Below are 20,645 nucleotides of genomic sequence, written 5' to 3' on the forward strand. Positions count from 1 at the left end.
CTGACCATGATGACCGTGCTTCGCAATGTCTCGCTCAGCCTGCAGGCCCGCATCAGCCTCGTGCTCACGGGCCTCCTCGCCATCGTGCTGGTCGCGAGCGGCTCGTGGTGGATGCACGAGACGCGGCAGTCCATCCACGAGGAAGTGCTGGCGGCGAGCCACGTCGCCCAACAGTGGATCTCGGTGCTGGTATCGGAAACGCTGCGCGACCCGGCCGAGGGCCCGGCACGCCTGATGACCAACCTACGCGCCGTGGGACGCCTGCGCGCCAACCAGCTCGAAGTCATCGCCGCCGACGGCAAGTCGCTGTATGTATCGCCCGAATCGACCTACAAGGCTGGCCGCTTCGCACCCGACTGGTTCGCCGCCTGGCTGACGCCGCCGCTGCCGGTCGGTCACTTCGACGCCGGCGACCGCCAGATCGTGCTGCGCCCCGACGCGTCGCGCGCGGTGCTCGACGCGTGGGACGATCTAGCCGCGGGGATCGGCTCGGCGCTCGCCCTGATCCTGATCGTCGGGATCGCCGTCCGCCACGCATTGCAGCGTGCGCTCTCCCCGCTCGCACAGATCGACGCGGCCCTGGCGCGCGGTGCCGATGGCCGCTTCGACACCCGTCTGCCCAGCTACCGCGTCGCCGAACTCGACTGCCTCGCGACCACCTACAACCGGCTCGCCGACACCCTCGACGACACGCGTGCGCACAACCTGCGCCTCGAGGAAGACCAGGCTTTCGGGCGGGCGGTGCAGGCCCGTCTCGAAGAGGAACGCCGCGTGATCGCCCGCGAACTGCACGACGAGCTCGGCCAGGCGATCACCGCGGTGCGCGCGATCTCCGGCGCGATCCTGCAACGCTGCGACGACCAGCCGCAGATCCATGGCAGCGCTCAGGCCATCCTCGCGATGACCGGCCAGATGCAGGACGGCGTCCGTACGATCCTCCAGCGGCTGCGCCCGCCCGCAGGCATCAGCTCGCAGCTCGACCAGGCAGTGGCCGAGTATTGCCGCCTGTGGTCCGGCCACCACCCGCAGATTGCCCTCAACTGCCGCACGACGCCGACCGCCACCGCAACCGGCGAAGGCCTTGGCATCACGGTGTTGCGCCTGCTGCAGGAAAGCCTCACCAACGTCGCCCGCCACTCCGGCGCCTCGCACGTCGATGTGCGGCTCGACGTTACAGGCGACACGATCGCGCTCGAAATCTGCGACAACGGCTGCGGCCTCGCCGCCGACACCCGCCCCGCCCGTTACGGGCTGATCGGCATGCGCGAACGCGTGGCCGAACTGCACGGCGAGCTTCATCTCGACACCCCTGCCGGCGGCGGACTGCGCGTGAGCGCCCGCCTGCCCATCCCCCCGTCACACGAGGAAAGCAACCATGGCCTCCACGCTTGAAAACATCCGTCTTGTCCTCGCCGACGATCATGCGGTCGTACGCATGGGCTTTCGCATGTTGCTGGAAGGGGCCGGCGCGACCGTCGTCGCCGAGGCCGACTGCGGCGAGGCGGCGCTCACCGCATTCGCCGAACATCGCCCGGACGCGCTCGTGATGGACGTGACGATGCCCGGCGTCGGCGGCCTGGGCGCACTCGAACGGCTCCTCGCCCACCATCCCGGCGCCCGTGTGCTGATGCTGTCGGCGCACGACGACGCGCAGATCCCGATGCGCGCGCTGAAAGCCGGCGCGACCGGCTATCTCTCCAAGCGGGCGCAGCCGACCGAGCTCGTGCGTGCCGTCGGCCAGGTCGCGCGCGGCCAGCGCTACGTCGACCCTGAGCTCGCTCCCCAGCTCGCGCTCGCGCAGTTCGGCGGCAGCAACGATCCGGTCGATGCGCTGACTGACAAGGAATTCGCCGTCTTCCTGCAACTCGCGAAAGGCCGCTCGGTGAACGAGGTCGCCACGACGCAAAAGCTCAGCCCGAGCACGGTCGGAACGCATCTCTACCACATCAAGCAGAAGCTCAACGCGACGAACGCCGCCGAATTGGCCTTGATCGCCGTTCGTTCGGGGCTGATCGAAGCCTGATCGAAGCAATCAGCCGGACGGGAAATCCGGCCTGAACGCCTCTCGGCTTGAACTTCTGCCGGCGTCCGCGGGTCGACTCCGCCATCAGTCGGGCAGGAGTTCACGGTGGAACTGCACGTCGCCGGTGTACTGGCGCGCGCCCGTCCCCTCGACACCGAGACGGTCGCCGCGCGCATAAGCTCCCTTCCAGGCGCAGAAGTCCACGCTACCAGTGCGGACGGCAAGCTTGTCGTCACGCTCGAGGCGTCCGACGCGCCGATGCTCTCCGAGCGCCTCGCCCGTATCCCGCTCGTCGCGGGAGTCCTTTCCGCCGTGCTCGTCTACCAACACTGCGAAGAAGAGGAGGACATGGGCGATGGATCGACGTGAGTTCATCAAGCTGACGGCCGCTTCCGCGACCGCCTCGATTGGCGGCGTACCGCTGCCGGCCTCCGCGCAGGCCCCGCTCGCCAGCGGGGAGATGACCAAGCTCAACTGGTCCAAGGCCCCCTGTCGCTTCTGCGGCACCGGTTGCGGCGTGGCGGTCGCCGTCAAGGACGGGCGTGTCGTGGCGACCCACGGCGACCCGGAGGCGGAGGTCAACCGCGGCGTCAACTGCGTCAAGGGCTACTTCCTGTCGAAGATCATGTACGGCGAAGACCGGCTCAAGCAGCCGTTGCTGCGCATGAAGGACGGCAAGTACGACAAGAACGGCGAGTTCGCGCCGATCAGTTGGGATCAGGCCTTCGACATCATGGCGCAGAAGTGGAAGGAGGTCCTGAAAGCCAAGGGCCCGACCGCGGTCGGCATGTTCGGCTCGGGCCAATGGACGGTCTGGGAAGGCTACGCGGCCGTGAAGCTGATGAAGGCGGGCTTCCGCTCCAACAACCTCGACCCCAACGCCCGCCACTGCATGGCGAGTGCCGCCGCCGGCTTCATCCGCACGTTCGGCATGGACGAGCCGATGGGCTGCTACGACGACATCGAGAACGCCGACGCGATCGTGCTGTGGGGCTCGAACATGGCCGAGATGCACCCGATCCTGTGGACCCGCATCACCGACCGCCGCCTGTCGAACCCCGAGGTCAAGGTCGCCGTGCTGTCGACCTTCGAGCACCGCTGCTACGACCTCGCCGACATCGCGCTCACCTTCACGCCGCAATCCGACCTCGCGATCCTCAACTACATCGCGAACTACATCATCGCGAACAAGGGCGTGAATACCGACTTCGTCAATCGCCACGTCAATTTCCGCATCGGCAATGCGGACATCGGCTACGGGCTGCGCCCCGACCATCCGCTGCAGCAGAAAGCGAAGAACGCGGCCGATCCGGGCGGCTCGAAGTCCGCGACCTTCGAAGAATTCGCCGCCTTCGTCAAACCCTTCGACCTCGCCTACGCGGCGAAGATGTCGGGGGTCGCGCCCGAGCGCCTCGAAGCCCTCGCGAAGCTCTACGCGGACCCGAAGGTCAAGGTCGTCTCCTTCTTCACGATGGGCTTCAATCAGCACACGCGCGGCGTCTGGTGCAGCCACCTGCTCTACAACCTGCATCTCTTGACCGGCAAGATCTCCCAGCCCGGCAACAGCCCCTTCTCGCTCACCGGACAGCCCTCGGCCTGCGGCACGGCGCGCGAAGTCGGCACCTTCTCGCACCGGCTGCCGGCGGACATGGTCGTCACGAACCCCAAGCACCGGGAACTGGCGGAAAAGATCTGGAAGCTGCCCGCTGGCACGGTTCCCGACAAGCCCGGCTTCCACGCCGTTCTGCAAAACCGCATGCTGCATGACGGCAAGCTCAACGCCTACTGGGTGATGTGCAACAACAACATGCAGGCGGGGGCGAACATCAACGGCGAAGGCTGGCCCGGTTATCGCAATCCGGCGAACTTCATCGTCGTCTCGGACGCCTACCCGACCGTGACGACGATGGCCGCCGACCTCGTGCTGCCGACCGCGATGTGGGTCGAGAAGGAAGGCGCCTACGGCAACGCCGAGCGGCGCACGCAGTTCTGGCACCAGCTCGTACAGGCGCCGGGCGACGCGCGTTCGGACCTGTGGCAGCTGATGGAATTCTCCAAGCGCTTCAAGATGGAGGAAGTCTGGCCGGCCGAGCTGCTCGACAAGATGCCGGCCTATCGCGGCAAGACGCTCTTCGACGTGCTGTACCGCAACGGCCAGGTCGACGCCTTCCCGAACACCCAGCTCGATGCCGCCTACGACAACGTCGAGGCCAAGCATTTCGGCTTCTACGCGCAGAAGGGCCTCTTCGAGGAATACGCCTCCTTCGGCCGCGGCCACGGCCACGATCTCGCGCCCTTCGACACCTACCACCAGGTGCGCGGCCTGCGCTGGCCGGTCGTCGACGGCAAGGAGACGCGCTGGCGCTACCGCGAGGGCATGGACCCCTACGTCAAGCCCGGCAGCGGCTTCCAGTTCTACGGCCAGCCCGATGGCAAGGCGATCGCCTTCGCCTTCCCCTACGAGCCGCCCGCGGAAGGGCCGGACGAGGAATATCCCTTCTGGCTGGTGACCGGGCGCGTGCTCGAACACTGGCATTCCGGCTCGATGACGCGACGTGTGCCCGAGCTCTATCGCGCCTTCCCGAACGCGGTCGTGTTCATGCACCCCGACGACGCGAAGAAGCTCGGCCTGCGCCGTGGCAGCGCCGTGAAGCTGGTGTCGCGCCGCGGCGAGATGATGACCCGCGTCGAGACGCGCGGGCGCGACAAGCCGCCACCCGGGGTCGTGTTCGTGCCGTGGTTCGACGCGAGCCAGCTCATCAACAAGCTCACCCTCGACGCGACCGATCCGATCTCCTTCCAGACCGACTTCAAGAAGTGCGGCTGCAAAGTCGTCAAGGCCTGAAACCCTTCGTGGAGCGAGAACATGGACAGAAGAATCCTCGCGCCCCTGCTGCTCGCGGCGCTGCTGTCGGCGTGCTCGAAGCGCGATGAACCTCCACCGGCGCCTCCGGCCCCTGCCCCGCAGGCCGCGCCCGCACCCGCCCCGAGCGGCCCGGAGGCCACTCCCGGCAACGTGATGCTCAGCGAAGGCAAGGAAAGCGGTGCCTTGGCCGGCGCGGCTGGCACCACCGGCGGCCCCACGAATTTCGGCGACCCGAGCACGGACTCGGAGGCTTTGGCCCTCGCCGACCGCCCCTCCGGTCTCGTCGACGCCCTGCGCGGCACGCCCAGCCTGATGCAGGAGCCGCGCCCACCCGAGCTCGCCAACACCGAGAACAAGGACGTCCGGCGCACGCGCTCCTACGCGATGCAGCCGCCGACGATCCCGCACAAGACCGACAACTACCAGGTCGACAAGTACGCCAACAAGTGCCTCACCTGCCACAGCCGCAGCCGCACCGAGGAAAGCCAGGCGCCACCCGTCTCGATCACCCACTACACCGACCGCAGCGGCAACTTCCTCGCGCAGATCTCGCCGCGACGCTACTTCTGCGAGCAGTGCCACGTCGTGCAGCTCGAAGTCAAACCCCTGGTCGCGAACACCTTCCAGGACGTGGACACGCTGCTCAAGCAGCAGCAGGCGAAGCCTCGCGAACAGTAGCGGCGGTGCCTCATGCATAGCCTGATCGACCTCCTCAAGCGCTACTGGCGCACCATCCGCCGGCCGAGCGCCTACTACAGCCTCGGCTTTCTCACGGTCGGCGGCTTCATCGCCGGCATCATCTTCTGGGGCGGCTTCAACACCATCCTGGAGGCGACGAACACCGAAGTGTTCTGCACCAGTTGCCACGAGATGTACGACAACGTCTACCAGGACCTGCGCCAGACGATCCACTTCAACAACCGCTCCGGCGTGCGCGCAAAGTGCCCGGACTGCCACGTGCCGCATAACTGGACCTTCAAGATCGCGCGCAAGATGCAGGCCTCGAAGGAAGTGTGGGGCAAGATCTTCGGCAGCATCTCGACGCGCGAGAAATTCCTCGCCAAGCGCAAGGAGCTCGCGACGCGCGAACTCGCACGCCTGCGCGCCAACGACTCGCGCGAATGCCGCAACTGCCACGACTTCGGCTACATGGACTTCACGCGCCAGAGCAAGCGCGCGGTCAATGCGCATTCGACCTCGCTCGAACGCGGCGAGAAGACCTGCGTCGACTGCCACATGGGCATCGCGCACCGCTTGCCGGACCTGACGCCGGAAGGACAGCCCGCAGGGGGATGACATGGAAGACGAGCAACGCAAGACCGAGGAGACCCGCAGCTTCCTCTTCCTGACCGTCGTCATGGCGCCCATGCTCGCGGTGCTCTTCGTCGCCGGGTACGGCTTCATCGTCTGGTTCTACCAGCTGCTCGCGGGGCCGCCGACGGGGTAGAAGCGTTAGAAAGCGTGTCGCGCGAGCGAATGGGGGCTCGGGAGGACCTTTATCACTTTTTGGTTAACGCCGTTGCGTTATCCTCCGCCGCGCAAGCAGCGCAACCCTAGTCCGACAGCAACGTGAGCATCGACAGCACGCCCCCGCCCCAGACATCCTTCGAGCCCGTCGGCCTGCCGGCGGTCCTCCGTCTCCTCGCCTCTCTGCTCGTTGCCGCTGCATTGCTGCTGAGTCCGCATGCTCGCGCGAACGTCGCCGCAGCCCCGGTCGCCCTATCGGCCGCCACCTCGATGGTGCCGCTCTCGTCCCACGTGGACTTTCTCGAAGACCGCGGCGGCAGCCTGTCGCTGGATGACGTGCGCGCCGCCGCTGCGGATCGCTTTGCTCCTGTGCCCTCCGGTTCGGAAATCAATTTCGGCTATTCGGCATCCGCCTACTGGCTCCGATTCACGCTGCGCGCCGAGGAGATCGAGGCGCATGACTGGCTGCTCGAAGTCGCGTTTCCGTCGCTGGATCGCGTTGAGTTGTATGCGCCCGAGAACGGGGGATACCGGCAATCGGTCGTCGGCGACCTCCAGCCCTTCTCCGCCCGCCCGATCGCCAACCGCAACTTCGTCTTCCCGCTCCTCCTCGCGGACGGCCAGGCCCGGACCTACTACCTGCGCATCAGCTCCTCCGGCACGCTGACGGTCCCGCTTAGGCTGTGGCAACCGGCCGCGTTTTCGCGCTACAGCGAAGATGCCTATGCCGGCATGTCGGTGTACTACGGCATGCTGCTCGCGCTGATGCTGTACAACCTGCTGCTGTACGTCTCGATCCGCGACCGCATCTACCTCACCTACGTCCTCTTCGTCGCCGGCATGGCCGTCGGCCAGCTGTCGCTCAACGGCCTGGGCAACCAGTACATCTGGACCGCCTGGGTCGCCTGGGGCAATGTCGCCCTGCCGGTCGGCCTCGCCGCCAGCGGTTTCTTCGCCGCGCTCTTCGCCCGGCGCTTTCTCGCCACGCAGCGCACTGCCCCGCGCCTCGACAAGCTGATGGTGGTGCTCGCGAGCGCCTTCGCGATCAGTGCGCTCGCGACCGTCGCCGTCTCCTATCGCAGCGGCGCGATTCTGACCTCGATCACCGGGCTCGCCTTTTCGCTCGCGGCGGTCGGCGCGGCGATCCACTGCCTGCGCCAGGGGCACCGCGAGGCACGCTACTTCCTGCTCGCCTGGACGCTGCTGCTGGCTGGCGTCGCGGTGATGGCGATGCGCAACCTGAGCTGGCTGCCGACCAACGCGCTCACGTCCTATGCGATGCAGGTCGGCTCGGCCTTCGAAATGCTGCTGCTGTCCTTTGCGCTCGCCGACCGCATCAACGTCACGCGCCGCGAGAAGGAACAGGCCCAGGCCGAGGCACTGGCAGCCGAAGAGGCGACCGTGCAGGCACTGCGTGAATCGGAGCGGCAACTCGAAGCCCGCGTCGCCGCGCGGACGCGCGAACTCGAAGACGCCAACGCCCGCCTGCGCGAAAAAGAGGTCCAGCTCAAATCGCTGGCTCACCACGATCCGCTGACCGGGCTCGCCAACCGTCTGCTGCTCGGCGACCGCATCGAGCAGGGGATCGAGCGCGCAGCCCGCAGCAGCCAGCCGATGGCGATCCTGACGCTCGATCTCGACGGCTTCAAGCCCGTCAACGACCAGTTCGGCCATGCGACCGGCGACGAGATCCTGAAAGCCGTGGCGTGCCGCCTGCAAGCCTCGGTACGGGCCACCGACACGGTCGCCCGCATTGGTGGCGACGAGTTCGTCATCGTGCTCGAGAACTTGCAGTCGGCGCATTTCGCCGAGCACATGGCCGACAAACTGGTCACGGCGCTCGGCGCGCCGGTGATCCTGCGCGGACGGCCTTTCCACGTGACGACGAGTGTCGGGATCGCGATCTACCCGAAGGACGGCAAGAACGCAGCGACGCTGCTCGAAAGCGCCGATCGCGCCATGTATTCGGCCAAGCACGCGGGGCGCAACTGCTATGCGTGCAGCAACTAATCGAAACGATTGAGCATGCCGCGCCGACCACTGCGGCATTGATCAAGCAGCACGGGTCGTCTAGGACGATATCAACGGCTGGACGAGCGCAGCGGCATTCCGCAAGACGCTGCGCGATCGTCGGCCGCATTCATCGAGCCAGGAGATCCCCGTGAGCAAGATCCTTGTCCTGTACTACTCGTCCTACGGCCATATCGAAACGATGGCCGATGCAATTGCCGAAGGCGCACGTTCGGTCGACGGCGCAGAGGTGACGATCAAGCGCGTGCCCGAACTGATGCCCGAGGATGTCGCGAAGAAAGCCGGCGTCAAGCTCGACCAGAAGGCGCCCATCGCGACGCCGAACGAGCTCCCCGACTACGACGCCATCATCTTCGGCACGCCCACCCGCTTCGGCAACATGGCGAGCCAGATGCGCAACTTCCTCGACCAGACGGGAGGCCTGTGGACGAAAGGGGCGCTGGTCGGCAAGGTCGGCAGCGTGTTCACGAGCACCGGCACCGGCGGCGGCAACGAAACGACCGTGCAGTCCTTCCATACCACGCTGCTGCATCAGGGCATGGTCATCGTCGGCCTGCCCTACACCTGCCCGGAACTCTCCGACATCTCCGAGCTGAAGGGCGGATCACCGCTCGGCGCCGCAACGATCGCCGCGGCCGACGGCTCGCGCAAGCCCTCCAAGAAGGAACTCGCGATGGCCCGCTTCCAGGGGCGGCACGTCGCGGCGATCACCGGCAAATTGTCCGCCGCTTAGCCCCAATCCGCTGTTAGCGGCGGAAGCGCGCAATGAAAACCATCGACCACGTGAAGCTCGATCGCATCGTCGCCGAAGCCCGGCGCGCTGCCGACGAGCGCAACCAGGGTTACCGCGAGCGGGCGCTGAAGATCTATCCGTGGATCTGCACCCGCTGCGGGCGCGAATTCACGCACGCGAACCTGCGCGAGTTGACCGTCCATCACCGTGACCACAATCACGACAACAACCCGCCCGACGGCAGCAACTGGGAGTTGTTGTGCGTCTATTGCCACGATAATGAGCACCAGCGCGAGCTCGAGGCGCAGGCAGGAGGAAGTGTCGCGGATACCGCCCCGACCGGAGCCACCCACACGCCTTTCGCCAACCTCAAGTCGCTGCTGTCCAACAAGAAGAACTAGCCCATCCCCAATCCGAGAGAAACCCCATGGACACCCCGCTGTACGACTTCGAGGTCGAGCGTCTCACGGGCGGCGCCTTCAAACTCGGCGAATACGCCGGCAAGGTGCTGCTCATCGTCAACACCGCCAGCGAGTGCGGCTTCACGCCGCAGTACGCCGGCCTCGAAAAGCTCTACGAAACCTACCGCGACCGCGGCTTCGTCGTGCTGGGCTTTCCGTGCAACCAGTTCGGCGCTCAGGAGCCGGGCAACGCGGAACAGATCGCCGGCTTCTGCGCGAAGAACTACGAGGTGAGCTTCCCGATGTTCGCCAAGATCGACGTCAATGGCGAGAAGACCCATCCCCTTTACACATGGCTGAAGAAGCACGCGAAAGGCGTGCTGGGCACCGAAGCGATCAAGTGGAATTTCACGAAATTCCTGGTGGACCGCAGCGGCACCCGCGTCGAACGCTTCGCCCCGCGCACGACGCCCGAGTCGATCACCGGGGAGATCGAAGCGCGGCTCTGACGCACACGCCCTCAGCGCTGTCCCGCCAGGCCAGCCATCACGCGATGCCAGCCGGCCTCGGCCTCCGCACCCGCCTGTTCGAACACCGCCTGTAGCTGCTTCATCTGCGTGCCCGTCAACTGCGCCTCCAGCTTGCGGCCCTCCGGGGTCAGCGTCAGTTGCCGCACGCGCCGGTCGTGCTCGGCCGCTTCCATGGCGACGAGCGCCATCTCGACGAGCTGGCGCAACGGGGCGTTGAGCGCTTGCTTGGTGACGTTCAGCATCGCCAGCAGCGCGTTGACCGAGATATGCGGATTGCGGCCGACGAAGTAGAGGATGCGGTGATGCACGCGCCCCAGGCCACGCTGCTCGAGGATGCGATCCGGCGGCGTCGTGAAGGCGCGGTAGCCGAAGTAAAGCTGCTCGATCGCCTCGCGCAGGGCCGCTTCGCGGTGTCGCGAAGCATCGGGATGTTTTTGGTCAACCATATTGACATACTAGGAGGCCGGGCAGTATCTTGTCCATAGGTCAATATTCTTGACGTAAGGTGATCCGCCCATGGCTTCCTCCCCCGCTCCCCGCTTCTCCTCGCGCACCCACGATCTGCACGCCTCGCCGATCCGCGACATCCTGTCCGTGATCGATCGGCCGGGAATGATCTCGTTCGCCGGCGGCCTGCCCGCGCCCGATCGTTTTCCGCAGTTCAGTCTCGCGGAGATGCCGCAGGACGTACTGCAGTACGGCGCAAGCGAAGGCGAAGCGGAACTGCGGCGGCGCATCGCCGAGGAGCTGGGCAAGACGGGACTGCCATGCAAGCCCGAGCAAGTGCTGATCCTCTCCGGTTCACAGCAGGGCATCGACCTCGTCGCGAAGCTCTTCATCGACCCGGGCACCAAGGTCGCGGTCGAATCGCCGACCTATCTCGCGGCGCTGCAGGTCTTTCGCTTCTTCGGCGCGAACTTCCTGCCCTACGACGCGCGCAAGGCCGACGCCCAGGCCTTCCGCGAAGGGAAACCCGCGTTCGCCTACGCGATCCCGACCTTCCAGAACCCGAGCGGTCGCTGCCTCGACGCCCACGAGCGTGCGGCGCTCGCCGAAGCCTGCGACACGACCGGCGTGCCGTTCTTCGAAGACGATCCCTATCGCGACCTCGTCTACGACGACTGCGAACGCACGCCCGTGTGCGCGCAGCTGCGCAAGGCCCCGTGGATCTACCAGGGCTCGTTCTCGAAGAGCCTCGCGCCGGGACTGCGGCTCGGCTATCTCGTCGCGTCGCCCGAACTGCTGCCCTTCCTGACGCGGCTCAAGCAGGCCGCCGACCTACACAGCAACCGGATGAGCCAGTGGCTGGTGCTGCAGCAACTCAACGATCCGCAGCGTCCAGCCACGGTGCAGACCCTCGCTGCAGCCTATCGTGCCCGCCGTGACGCCTTCGAAGCCGCGCTGCGCCGTCACTTCGGCGACATCGCGACCTGGGAGACGCCGCCCGGAGGCCTCTTCTTCTGGCTGACGCTCAATCGCCGCATCGACACGCGCGAGCTGCTGCCGAAGGCGATCGAGGCCAACGTCGCGTTCATGCCGGGCGAGCCCTTCTTCCCGGTGGACGCGGGCGCGAGCGGGCAATTGCGGCTGAACTTCAGCCACGCGACCGAAGCGCAGGCGGAAGAAGGACTGGAGAGGCTCGCGGCGCTGGTGCGCGCCGCCTCTTGAAGCCGATCAACCTTGAATAAGGACATTCGGATTACTACCCTTCATAACCAGTATGGAAATACTGCCGTAGTCAGCGTCGCCAGATAACAAGGGATCGCTTCGATCGCTTCGATCGTGCCTATGGGAGGGCGGCAGCCATTTTGCGGAGGCAAACATGGCAATCCTGCTCAACCGGGTCCTGCTGCTCGTCGCGACACTGGCACTGTCCGCATGCGCCTTGATCTCCGACGGGGCGTATACAAACGAGAAGCTGACGCCGACAGCGCACGACCCACATCCGCCGGCAGCTGCTCCGTCCCAGGCGAGCTTCAGACTCCGATCGGAGCGCCGCGCAAACGGATGCGACACCGTCTCCAAGCCGCCGACCAACCCGAAGCGCCAATCGCAGGTGCTGGTGTTGCTGGCGCTGTCCGGCGGCGGATCGCGCGCCGCGTACTTCTCGGCCTTGACCATGCTCGAAATGGAGCGTCAGAAAGCCGAGGTGAATGGCATCCAGACGGACCTCCTGCACGAGGTGGACGCCATTTCGACAGTATCGGGTGGCGGGCTTGCGGGCGCCTTTTACGCGGTCTCGCACGACCCTGGCGAGGCCTGCGCCGGTCATTCGAAAAAGGTCTGGAACGCCGAGGCCGTCGAGGAATTGATGCCGCGCGATTACCTGCGCCGCTGGATCATGAACTGGTTCAATCCGGTCAATGCCGCTCGATTCTGGTTCACGTATTACGACCGCACCGACATCATGGCGCAGACCTTCGCCAACAATCTCTTCGGCGACGACCTGTCGATCGCCGAACTCAATCCGCTGCGGCCGAACCTGATCCTCAACGCCACCTCGGGAACAGCGCTTGACGACGGACTGATCCGCTTCGGCGAAGCCTTCACCTTCACGGACGAGGACTTCCGCCGCATCTGCTCGGACATCGAAAAGTACTCCGTGGCTCGCGGCGTGATGGCCTCGGCGACTTTCCCTGGCGCCTTCAATTTCATGACCCTGAGGGACTACCACAATACCTGCATGAGCGAAGCTCAGGGCATGGTCGAGCCCCCACCTCGTTACCTGCATGTTTTCGATGGCGGTAATTCGGACAACCTCGGTCTCACGAGCCTGCGCCGTGTGATCTGGGAGGCGCTCGAAGATCGCGACGGGGACCACCCCCACCTGGCTTACCGCCGGGTGATCGTCGTCCTCGTCGACTCCTTCGTCCAGTCGCCCGGGGCGGATCCCACCCAACCCGATCCGCGCTCGTCGACGGATTTCATCGTCGACTCCAATTTCCTCGATGCCACGGATTCGCTCCTCCAGGCCAATCGCGAGCGGCTGCTCGATCAGTTCCGGCGCGGCGATCTGTTTCCCTTCGCTCCCGGCGGCACGAAGAAGATTGCACAGGACTACTGCACCAACTTCTTCCACGATCTCGAAGTGCGCGAATGTGCCACTGATCCGGCTCGTTGGGCGAAGATCAACAAGGACATCTCCGACAAGCTCAAATTCGTGCACGTGCAATTCTCGGCCACGCCCGACGTCGCGGAAGGCTGCGCAAGCCCGAGCTGCCTGCTCAGGCAGCTCAACCGGATAACAACGAGTTTCAAGCTCAGCAACGATGTCGATTCGCGTACCGGGCTGACCGATCGCGAGGCGATCGCCTGCGCCGTACCGGCGATCTTTGGACGTGCCGCGGACACGGATGCACGCAAGGCCTGCGGCAAGCTGCGTCTGGAGACTCGCACGCGACTTCAGGACGACTGGGACGAGGTGCGAAGGATCCTCCGCAACCCATAGAGGCCGGTTTTCAGCGTCGCAGGGCCGTCAGCCGGCGCGATTCCGCCGGATCGCGGAACACGAGCGGCGCGGCTCTGCCCGCCGCGACGTCGTCCCCGGACTCCGCCCGCGCCAGCGCCTCCAGCACGACGCCGTGGTGCGGCGACTTGTCGCACACCGGGTCGGCCGCCGCCGGATCGCCCGCGAGCATGTAGGCCTGGCAGCGGCAGCCGCCGAGGTCCTTTTCCTTTTCCGGGCAGGTGCGGCACGGTTCCTTCATCCAGCTGTCGCCGCGGTAACGGTTGAAGCCTTCCGATTCGTACCAGATCTCGCGCACGCCCATGTCGCGCACGTTCGGGAACGCGAGCCCGGGCAGCATCTTCGCCGTGTGGCAGGGCAGCGCCGTGCCGTCCGGCGTCACCGTCAGGAAGACGTTGCCCCAGCCGTTCATGCACTTCTTCGGCCGCGTCTCATGGTAGTCGGGCACGACGAAGAAGATGCGGATGCGGTCGCCGAGCTTCTCGCGGTATTCGTTGGTGATCCGCTCGGCGCGTTCGAGCTGGGCGCGCGTCGGCAGCAGCTGGTCGCGATTGACCATCGCCCAGGAGTAGTACTGATTGTTCGCAAGTTCGAGGTATTCGGCGCCGAGCTCGACCGCCATCTCGATGATGCGGTCGATGTAGTCGATGTTGAGGCGATGGATCACGCAATTCATCACCATCGGCCAGCCGTTTTCCTTGATCATCGCCGCGACCCGCTGCTTGAGGTCGAAGGTGCGCGTGTGCGACAGGAAGTCGTTCGACTCGCGCGTCGAATCCTGGAAGGAGAGCTGGATGTGGTCGAGGCCCGCGGCCTTCAGCGCCGCTGCGCGCTGGGGCGTGAGGCCGACGCCGGAAGTCAGCAGGTTCGTGTAGAAGCCCAGCCGATGGGCCTCGGCGACGAGGATTTCGAGGTCGTCGCGCATCATCGGCTCACCGCCCGAGAAGCCGCACTGCACGCTGCCTGCGGCACGCGCCTCGCGCAGCACGCGCAGCCAGTCGTCGGTCGACAGCTCCGGCCCGCTCGACGTGAAATCGACCGGGTTGTAGCAGAAGGCGCAATGCAGCGGGCAACGGTAGGTCAGTTCCGCGAGCAGCCACAGCGGCGGGCCCGGTTGGGGGCTGCCTTGCGGCACGACGTTCGGTGCAGACATTTGCAGAGCCTCGGCTAGATCTCGATCCACTGCTGGGTACGCGCCATCGCGAGAAAGTTTGCGACGTCGTCCGCGAGCCCGCTCGCCCCGAATGCCTGCTCCAGGTCGGCGACGATTGTCGACACCATGCGCTCGCCGTCGCAGCGCCGCAGGATCTCGCCCGCGCTTTGATTGAGCTTCACCATCCCCTCCGGGTACAGCAGCACCCAGGCATTCTGCGCCTCTTCCCACTGCAGGCGGAAGCGGCGCGACACCCGCGGGCAGGCGTCGACGGCGACCTGCGCGGTCATGCCTTCGGTCCTTTGATCTCGATCTCGCACTGGCTCAACATGATCGCGTCCGCGAGCGCCCACAGCAGATCGAGCTTGAACTGCAGGATCTCCAGCGCCCGCTCCTGCAGCGCGCGCGTGCGGCTGAAGTAGTCGAGCGTGAAGCGCAGGCCATGGGCGACGTCACGACGCGCCTGCGTGAGGCGGTTGCGGAAATATTGCAGCCCGGCCGAATCGACCCATGGATACTGCTCGGGCCAGGTGTCGATGCGCTGCTGATGGATGTGCGGCGCGAAGAGTTCGGTCAGGCTCGATGCGACCGCCTCCTGCCACGGGCGCTGGCGCGCAAAATTGATGTAGGCATCGACCGCGAAACGCGCCGCCGGCACGACGTAGCGCAAGGACGTGACGTCGTCGCGCGAGAGTCCCACCGCCTCACCGAGACGAATCCACGCCTCGATGCCGCCGGGGTCCCTCATTCCGCCATTCTCGCCGCCGATCTCGTAGCCGTCGTGGTCGAGGATGCGCTGGATCCACTCGCGGCGGATCTCGCGGTCCGGACAGTTCGACATGATCGCGGCGTCCTTCACCGGAATCGCGATCTGGTAGTAGAAGCGGTTCGCGACCCAGCCCTGCAGCTGCGCGCGCGTAAGCTTCCCTTCAGCCATCATCACGTGGAAGGGGTGATGGATGTGATAGCTCGTGCTCTTACCGCGTAGCCGCGCCTCGAACTCCTCGCGGCTCCAAGGCGTGGTGTCAGTGCCCAGCGCCTTTTCGGCGGCGTCGGCGATGGCAACGTCGATGTCCAGATTCATCATGACTCCTAGAGCGACAGCTCCATGCCGTCGTACGCAACCTCGATGCCGTGCGCCGCGAGTTCCGCGCGCTCGGGGCTGTCCTCATCGAGGATCGGGTTGGTGTTGTTGATGTGGATCAGCACCTTGCGGGTGCTGGCGGGCAGCCGATCGAGCCACTCGATCATGCCGCCCGGCCCCGATTGCGGCAGGTGGCCCATCGAGCGCGAGGTCTTCTGCGAAGCGCCGAGGCGGATCATCTCGTCGTCGGTCCACAAGGTGCCGTCGACGAGCACGCAGTCCGCGGCCTGCATCGCGGCCCATACGTGCGGCTCCATCTCGCCGAGGCCCGGCGCGTAAAAGAGGCGCCGGCCGCTTTTCGCATCGACCAGCGTCACGCCGATGTTGTCGCCGGGCCGCGGGCGGTCGCGGTGCGGCGAATACGGCGGCGCGTTGCTCGTGAGCGGCAGCGCCTCGAAGCCGATGCCGGGGACGCCGGGCATCGCAAAGGCGCCGGCGAGCGGCACCTCCTGCCAGTCGATGCCGCAGTAGTGCGACAGCACCTTGAAGAGGGGATTGCCGGCCGACAGGTCCTCGCGGACGGGCGCGGTGCACCACAGCTGATGCGGCGAACGATGCTCACGCAGCATCAGGAGACCGGTCGTGTGGTCGATCTGCGCGTCGATCAGCACGATCGCGCGGATCGCCGTGTCGCGCAGCGCGCGCCCCGGCTGCAGCGCCGGAAAGGCGCGCAGCTGCTGCAGCACGTCGGGCGAGGCGTTGAAGAGCACCCAGTTTTCGTCGTCGCCGCTTGCCGCGATCGACGACTGCGTCCGGGCCGTCGCGCGAATCGTACCGCGCCGCAGGCCATCGCAGTTCGGGCAGTTGCAGTTCCACTGCGGGAATCCGCCCCCCGCCCCCGATCCGAGCACCCTGATCTTCACGCACTCACCTCGTTATTCGAACAGCACGACCTGCCGCAGCAGGCCGTGCAACAACGCTCAGCGCGTCGCGATGTACATCGTGATTTCGAAGCCGAAGCGGAAGTCGCAAGCCGAAGGGGTTTCCCATTTCATGGTGTGTCTCCTGTCTCTGTCGAGGTTCGTGGAAGCCGCAGCAGCCAATTGCCGGGCTGGAGAACAGGATGCTCGCCCCCACCCCGGCCACGCATCACAAAAGCCGGGAATGGGATCTCATGATTTTCATGAAACGCACGCTCCTGGCGGCTCACAGGCGACCACCGGGGAATATGGCCCAGCCAAACCCCCCCTCTCGGAAAGGCGTCGACAGCATCTCACGAGCGGAATCCGACGGCCATCGTCCTCAGCCACGCATGTCCGCTGACGACCAGGATCCCGCCCAGCACCAGTAGCGTGCCCGCGATGAAACGCGCGGCGAGCGGCTCGTCGAGCACCACGGCGCCGAGCACGATGCCGAACACGGGCGTCAGGAAGGAGAACACGCCCAGCCGCGAGGCGAGGTAGTTGCGCAGCAGCCAGAACCACGCGAGAAAGCTCGCGAAGGACACGACCAGCGTCTGGAACAGCAGGCCTGTCCAGGCTCTCGGCGTCGGGTTGAAGCCGCTCTGCCCGAGCGCGACGGCTGCCACGAGCAGCAGGACGAAGGCGCCGACGAGCTGGTACAGCAGCGTCTGCGCGGGCGGCGTCTGCGAGAGGCTCGAAGTCCGGATCACGACCGTGGTCGCTCCCCAGCTGACGCCGCCGAGCAGCGCGAGGAGATCGCCCCACAGCATGTCGGCGGACGAGGCGGCAGGGATCTGCGCATCGCGTCCGAGGAAAGCTGTCGCGACGCCGGCGAAAGCCAAGGCGATGCCTGCCCACTGGAGCCATCCCAGGCGTTCGGCCGGCACCTTCCAGTGCAGGCCGAGCGCGGCGAAAATCGGCGCGGTGTACAGGAAGACGACCGTGCGCGACGCGCTCGTGTGCCGGAGCGCCTCGCCGACCATCAGATATTCGACGGCGAAGAGCAGCCCGACGACGACGCCCGGCCGCCAGGCCTTCAACGACATCGCCTCTCCGCGCCAAAGCATCAGCACGCCGACCAGCAGTGCGGCGACGCCGGAGCGCAGTGCGACCTGCAGCATCGGCGCGATGTCGGCCGCGACCGCCTTGAGTGCGACCTGCTGCATGCCCCAGATCAGGCACAGCACGACCATCAAGCCCGTGGCCTGGCCGTCCAGCGATTTGCGGTTGTCCATGGATTCTCCCGTCCGACTCGATCACTGAACGGGATTGTCGCCCTGGCGTTTTTTATTGATATAGTGAAAAACTGACAATACCTAGAGCCGGATTGCCATGAAAGCCACCGCGAATCCGACGCGCCTCGCGCCACAGGGCGAACAACTGCCTGCGCCCATCCACTTCCGCGTCGCCCAGTCTCCGGCCAACGCCATCTATCCGACGCATAAACATGCAGGCGGGGAGTTCGTGTACGCCTTTCGGGGCGTGATGGAAGTGAAGGTGCAGGGGCAGCACCTGCTGGCGCCGCCGCAGTACGGCATCTGGCTGCCACCCGAGGTCGAGCACATCGGCCTCAACCGCAAGGAGGTCGGCCACTGTTCGGTATATATCGCGAAGGCGCTATGCGGACGGTTGCCGCGGGTGCCATGCGCGCTCTCGGTCGATCCCCTGATCGTCGCGATGCTGGAGCGGCTCAGGGAACGGCCGCCGCAATCGCCCGCGACGCCGGAGGACGAGCGCTTCCTGCAAGTCCTCGTCGACCAGTTGGCCTCGGCCCCCTGCGCCGGCAGTTACCTGCCTTCATCAACAGACCCGGCGCTGGCGTCGGTCCTCCAGGCGCTGGAAGCACGCCCCGAGGACAATCGGCCGCTCGCCGAACTCGCCCGCCGCGCGAACACGACCGAACGCACCCTGATCCGCCGCTGCCAGCGCGATCTCGGCATGTCGCTGTCCGAATGGCGCCAGCGCCTGCGCATCCTGCGCGCCATGCCGCTGCTCGAATCCGGCCGCAGCGTGGAATCGGTCGCGCTCGACCTCGGCTATTCGAGCTCGTCCGCGTTCATCACGATGTTCCGCAAGCTGATGCATGCGACGCCGGCGGAATTCGCGAAATCGAAGAGATGAGTGTTACCCGCCCTCCTCGCCCTATCCGGGGAGGACGGCCTCCTTCTTCTGGAACTTGAAAAGCAGGAGACCGTAGCCCACCCATTTCTTGCTCAGCACATATTCATTTCCGGTCAAATGATTCAGCTTCCAGTTGAACGCGAAAACCGCGGCTTCGGTCGGTTCAGCTCCTCTGGTCACGTACCAGGCGGCTTCGGGCGCGCCGGCAATCTTCATTGTGAGAGCGTCACAGGAAAAGGCCAGGCACTTTGACATCCAGCCGGCATTTGCGTCTACCGCGATCATTTCTCCGGCGGAGTTATCGGTAATCAGATAGACATCCGGAGTATTGCCGGGAAGATAGAACATGAACGGCTTGTAAAAAGAAATGCGCTCGATGAATACCGGGGCGCGCTCGTCCTGCGCGAGTGCGATCTGGCTTGCCACTCCCCGCCAGTCTTCTTTCACGAAATCCCTGAAATAGCGCGCGGTCGGAGGAACAAGAACGGCTGAGATCAGCGCCACGGTCAGTCCATACACCCATCTTCTTTCAGGCATGCAGGCCAGCAGGAGCAGTCCGGCCAGGATGGGAACGTGGCTGAGCATCACGATCCTGCCCATATATACGGGCTTGGCATGTCCCAGGATCCAGATCGATATCGGAGGCACGATTGCCAGGATCAGGAAAAAAAGACTTGTCGCGAGATCTTTCCGCAGGCCGTAAATCACCAAGCCCGCAACCGACAGCGCAAAGGTCAAACGGCCCCCTACTGCGTCGCGGAGATAGATCGAAACAGCCTCTGCTGCGCCGGGATTGACGAGCCAATCAAACGAATCCTTTCCTGCGGAGTACTTGAAAGTGACCGCAGCCAGCCACGGAACGAGCGTCGCGAAGCAGACCAGAAAACACAGACCAAGGCGGACGATTATCGCGACCGTAAGTCGTCGGGTGACAAGCAGTACAAAAAAACAGGAGAAAAGCCCCAGAAGGATATAGACGACGGCAATCAGATGAGTGTGAAGCATCACCAGACAGCCGACACTGAATGCGCCCAGCCTGAGCTTCCTTTCGGTTCGATTCCCCGCCGGCCTCGTCGCGAAGAGGTACAAGGCGGAGACAACCAGAATCCAGCCAAGCGCAAGCAGAATATATTGCCGCGCTTCCTGGCTATATCTGACATTGACCATGGATACGGCGAAGAAAAGGCTCAGTGTGACCGCACCTTTCAAACCTGCAATGGCTCTACCCAAATAACCGGAGGCGGCAACCGAAAGAGCCCCGATGACTGCGGCGGGCAACCTGAGGCTGAATTCGTTTTCCCCAGGGCTCCAAAAAATGGATGTAATCAGGTAGTAAAGCGGCGGCTTGTCGGTAAGGGCGGAGAGCCACAGATCCTTGGGCGACAAAGTGCTGTCTATTGCGGTATGTGCCTCGTCAAGCCAGATCGAGAGATGGTCCAGGTGCCACAGCCTGATCCCAAGGGCGATCAACACATTGATCGTGATTGCAGGAGCCAGCTTGTTGTAGCTGGCCAAGTTGCGCGGCGTGTTGGCGTGAGTCTGAGGTGCCGTGTCGATGGACATCTCAGGGGACGGGCTCCCCTTCAATGGCCATGGCAAACGATTGACCATGATCGGTCTCCTTATCAATAAAGCCTGCGTCGCGGTCAGGAGGAGGGAAAAAGACGGAATTCGGCCGTTTTCTTGACCCGACTCCAACACCGGGCAAACCGATCGGCAGGACCGACGGCACGGATTCGAATTGAGGAAGATTGCTACGAGAATATTGCGGTCGTTACAAACCGCATTGCTCAGAGCAAGAACAAGCT

22 protein-coding genes are annotated in these 20,645 nt (G+C 65.1%); 14 read left to right on the forward strand and 8 right to left on the reverse strand.

Annotated features, from left to right (window positions below):
* Positions 1–6 precede the first annotated feature (6 nt).
* The 11 genes from VJ673_RS16905 to VJ673_RS16955 all read left to right on the forward strand — a co-directional run bounded on the left by VJ673_RS16905 (position 7) and on the right by VJ673_RS16955 (position 10,030).
* Positions 7–1,392, forward strand: coding sequence for a histidine kinase (locus VJ673_RS16905; RefSeq protein ID WP_324127321.1), 1,386 nt, complete (start codon positions 7–9; stop codon positions 1,390–1,392).
* Positions 1,376–2,023, forward strand: a complete 648-nt coding sequence (locus VJ673_RS16910; protein ID WP_324127322.1) for a response regulator transcription factor — start codon at positions 1,376–1,378, stop codon at positions 2,021–2,023. Before VJ673_RS16905 ends, VJ673_RS16910 begins: the two co-directional genes overlap by 17 nt.
* A 105-nt stretch (positions 2,024–2,128) precedes the next feature.
* A complete protein-coding gene (locus tag VJ673_RS16915; RefSeq protein WP_324127323.1) occupies positions 2,129–2,392 on the forward strand; it encodes a chaperone NapD in 264 nt (87 codons plus the stop codon).
* On the forward strand, positions 2,379–4,868 hold the full coding sequence (napA, locus tag VJ673_RS16920; protein ID WP_324127324.1) for a periplasmic nitrate reductase subunit alpha: 2,490 nt from the start codon (positions 2,379–2,381) through the stop codon (positions 4,866–4,868). Before VJ673_RS16915 ends, napA begins: the two co-directional genes overlap by 14 nt.
* A 21-nt stretch (positions 4,869–4,889) precedes the next feature.
* Complete coding sequence (locus VJ673_RS16925) at positions 4,890–5,567, forward strand: nitrate reductase cytochrome c-type subunit (protein WP_324127325.1); 678 nt, start codon at positions 4,890–4,892, stop codon at positions 5,565–5,567.
* A gap of 12 nt (positions 5,568–5,579) precedes the next feature.
* Positions 5,580–6,185 carry a NapC/NirT family cytochrome c gene (locus tag VJ673_RS16930; RefSeq protein ID WP_324127326.1) on the forward strand — a complete coding sequence of 202 codons (606 nt, stop codon included), beginning with the start codon at positions 5,580–5,582 and terminating at the stop codon, positions 6,183–6,185.
* A gap of 1 nt (position 6,186) precedes the next feature.
* A complete protein-coding gene (gene napE, locus VJ673_RS16935) occupies positions 6,187–6,336 on the forward strand; it encodes a periplasmic nitrate reductase, NapE protein (RefSeq protein ID WP_324127327.1) in 150 nt (49 codons plus the stop codon).
* A 122-nt stretch (positions 6,337–6,458) separates the two neighbouring features.
* Positions 6,459–8,366, forward strand: coding sequence for a diguanylate cyclase (locus VJ673_RS16940; RefSeq protein ID WP_324127328.1), 1,908 nt, complete (start codon positions 6,459–6,461; stop codon positions 8,364–8,366).
* A gap of 151 nt (positions 8,367–8,517) precedes the next feature.
* Positions 8,518–9,120 carry an NAD(P)H:quinone oxidoreductase gene (gene wrbA / locus VJ673_RS16945; RefSeq protein WP_324127329.1) on the forward strand — a complete coding sequence of 201 codons (603 nt, stop codon included), beginning with the start codon at positions 8,518–8,520 and terminating at the stop codon, positions 9,118–9,120.
* A gap of 32 nt (positions 9,121–9,152) precedes the next feature.
* Positions 9,153–9,521, forward strand: a complete 369-nt coding sequence (locus VJ673_RS16950) for a YajD family HNH nuclease (protein WP_324127330.1) — start codon at positions 9,153–9,155, stop codon at positions 9,519–9,521.
* 26 nt (positions 9,522–9,547) lie between these two features.
* On the forward strand, positions 9,548–10,030 hold the full coding sequence (locus VJ673_RS16955; RefSeq protein WP_324127331.1) for a glutathione peroxidase: 483 nt from the start codon (positions 9,548–9,550) through the stop codon (positions 10,028–10,030).
* Positions 10,031–10,041: 11 nt separating this feature from the next.
* Here VJ673_RS16955 and VJ673_RS16960 read toward each other — a convergent pair whose 3' ends face one another.
* Complete coding sequence (locus VJ673_RS16960) at positions 10,042–10,497, reverse strand: MarR family winged helix-turn-helix transcriptional regulator (protein ID WP_324127332.1); 456 nt, start codon at positions 10,495–10,497, stop codon at positions 10,042–10,044.
* A 70-nt stretch (positions 10,498–10,567) separates the two neighbouring features.
* Here VJ673_RS16960 and VJ673_RS16965 point away from each other — a divergent pair, with 70 nt between their 5' ends.
* The gene (locus VJ673_RS16965; RefSeq protein WP_324127333.1) at positions 10,568–11,719 is read left to right on the forward strand and encodes an aminotransferase-like domain-containing protein; all 1,152 of its coding nucleotides are present in this window, start codon (positions 10,568–10,570) and stop codon (positions 11,717–11,719) included.
* Between the two features lie 154 nt (positions 11,720–11,873).
* The gene (locus VJ673_RS16970; RefSeq protein ID WP_324127334.1) at positions 11,874–13,499 is read left to right on the forward strand and encodes a patatin-like phospholipase family protein; all 1,626 of its coding nucleotides are present in this window, start codon (positions 11,874–11,876) and stop codon (positions 13,497–13,499) included.
* Between the two features lie 10 nt (positions 13,500–13,509).
* On the opposite strand, the gene pqqE is transcribed toward VJ673_RS16970, so the two are convergent.
* The 6 genes from pqqE to VJ673_RS16995 form a co-directional block, all read right to left on the reverse strand.
* Positions 13,510–14,670 (reverse strand): pyrroloquinoline quinone biosynthesis protein PqqE, encoded by a 1,161-nt coding sequence (gene pqqE / locus VJ673_RS16975; RefSeq protein WP_324127336.1) that lies wholly within the window; start codon positions 14,668–14,670, stop codon positions 13,510–13,512.
* A 14-nt stretch (positions 14,671–14,684) separates the two neighbouring features.
* On the reverse strand, positions 14,685–14,960 hold the full coding sequence (gene pqqD / locus VJ673_RS16980; protein ID WP_324127337.1) for a pyrroloquinoline quinone biosynthesis peptide chaperone PqqD: 276 nt from the start codon (positions 14,958–14,960) through the stop codon (positions 14,685–14,687).
* A complete protein-coding gene (gene pqqC, locus VJ673_RS16985; protein ID WP_414635671.1) occupies positions 14,957–15,757 on the reverse strand; it encodes a pyrroloquinoline-quinone synthase PqqC in 801 nt (266 codons plus the stop codon). The genes pqqD and pqqC overlap by 4 nt, the downstream gene beginning before the upstream one ends.
* A 5-nt stretch (positions 15,758–15,762) precedes the next feature.
* Complete coding sequence (gene pqqB / locus VJ673_RS16990; protein ID WP_324127338.1) at positions 15,763–16,677, reverse strand: pyrroloquinoline quinone biosynthesis protein PqqB; 915 nt, start codon at positions 16,675–16,677, stop codon at positions 15,763–15,765.
* A gap of 57 nt (positions 16,678–16,734) precedes the next feature.
* Complete coding sequence (pqqA, locus tag VJ673_RS24615) at positions 16,735–16,809, reverse strand: pyrroloquinoline quinone precursor peptide PqqA (RefSeq protein WP_076601006.1); 75 nt, start codon at positions 16,807–16,809, stop codon at positions 16,735–16,737.
* Between the two features lie 218 nt (positions 16,810–17,027).
* The gene (locus VJ673_RS16995) at positions 17,028–17,951 is read right to left on the reverse strand and encodes a DMT family transporter (RefSeq protein WP_324127339.1); all 924 of its coding nucleotides are present in this window, start codon (positions 17,949–17,951) and stop codon (positions 17,028–17,030) included.
* Positions 17,952–18,048: 97 nt separating this feature from the next.
* Here VJ673_RS16995 and VJ673_RS17000 point away from each other — a divergent pair, with 97 nt between their 5' ends.
* Positions 18,049–18,837, forward strand: a complete 789-nt coding sequence (locus VJ673_RS17000) for an AraC family transcriptional regulator (RefSeq protein ID WP_324127340.1) — start codon at positions 18,049–18,051, stop codon at positions 18,835–18,837.
* A 21-nt stretch (positions 18,838–18,858) separates the two neighbouring features.
* Here the strand turns inward: VJ673_RS17000 and VJ673_RS17005 are convergent, their stop codons facing one another.
* A complete protein-coding gene (locus tag VJ673_RS17005; RefSeq protein WP_324127341.1) occupies positions 18,859–20,448 on the reverse strand; it encodes a glycosyltransferase family 39 protein in 1,590 nt (529 codons plus the stop codon).
* Between the last annotated feature and the right edge of the window lie 197 nt (positions 20,449–20,645).

The organism is Aromatoleum sp. (genome assembly GCF_035254505.1).
GTDB lineage: Bacteria > Pseudomonadota > Gammaproteobacteria > Burkholderiales > Rhodocyclaceae > Aromatoleum.

Bases quoted from the DNA above. Each gene is read 5' to 3' on its own strand.
- VJ673_RS16930 (WP_324127326.1), top strand. From the start codon at position 5,580: ATGCATAGCCTGATCGACCTCCTCAAGCGCTACTGGCGCACCATCCGC.
- VJ673_RS16970 (WP_324127334.1), top strand. From the start codon at position 11,874: ATGGCAATCCTGCTCAACCGGGTCCTGCTGCTCGTCGCGACACTGGCA.
- pqqD (WP_324127337.1), bottom strand. From the start codon at position 14,960: ATGACCGCGCAGGTCGCCGTCGACGCCTGCCCGCGGGTGTCGCGCCGC.
- VJ673_RS16950 (WP_324127330.1), top strand. From the start codon at position 9,153: ATGAAAACCATCGACCACGTGAAGCTCGATCGCATCGTCGCCGAAGCC.
- VJ673_RS16905 (WP_324127321.1), top strand. From the start codon at position 7: ATGATGACCGTGCTTCGCAATGTCTCGCTCAGCCTGCAGGCCCGCATC.
- VJ673_RS16995 (WP_324127339.1), bottom strand. From the start codon at position 17,951: ATGGACAACCGCAAATCGCTGGACGGCCAGGCCACGGGCTTGATGGTC.
- VJ673_RS17000 (WP_324127340.1), top strand. From the start codon at position 18,049: ATGAAAGCCACCGCGAATCCGACGCGCCTCGCGCCACAGGGCGAACAA.
- pqqE (WP_324127336.1), bottom strand. From the start codon at position 14,670: ATGTCTGCACCGAACGTCGTGCCGCAAGGCAGCCCCCAACCGGGCCCG.
- VJ673_RS16960 (WP_324127332.1), bottom strand. From the start codon at position 10,497: ATGGTTGACCAAAAACATCCCGATGCTTCGCGACACCGCGAAGCGGCC.
- VJ673_RS16965 (WP_324127333.1), top strand. From the start codon at position 10,568: ATGGCTTCCTCCCCCGCTCCCCGCTTCTCCTCGCGCACCCACGATCTG.
- VJ673_RS16955 (WP_324127331.1), top strand. From the start codon at position 9,548: ATGGACACCCCGCTGTACGACTTCGAGGTCGAGCGTCTCACGGGCGGC.
- VJ673_RS16925 (WP_324127325.1), top strand. From the start codon at position 4,890: ATGGACAGAAGAATCCTCGCGCCCCTGCTGCTCGCGGCGCTGCTGTCG.
- VJ673_RS16910 (WP_324127322.1), top strand. From the start codon at position 1,376: ATGGCCTCCACGCTTGAAAACATCCGTCTTGTCCTCGCCGACGATCAT.
- VJ673_RS17005 (WP_324127341.1), bottom strand. From the start codon at position 20,448: ATGGTCAATCGTTTGCCATGGCCATTGAAGGGGAGCCCGTCCCCTGAG.
- napA (WP_324127324.1), top strand. From the start codon at position 2,379: ATGGATCGACGTGAGTTCATCAAGCTGACGGCCGCTTCCGCGACCGCC.
- napE (WP_324127327.1), top strand. From the start codon at position 6,187: ATGGAAGACGAGCAACGCAAGACCGAGGAGACCCGCAGCTTCCTCTTC.
- pqqC (WP_414635671.1), bottom strand. From the start codon at position 15,757: ATGATGAATCTGGACATCGACGTTGCCATCGCCGACGCCGCCGAAAAG.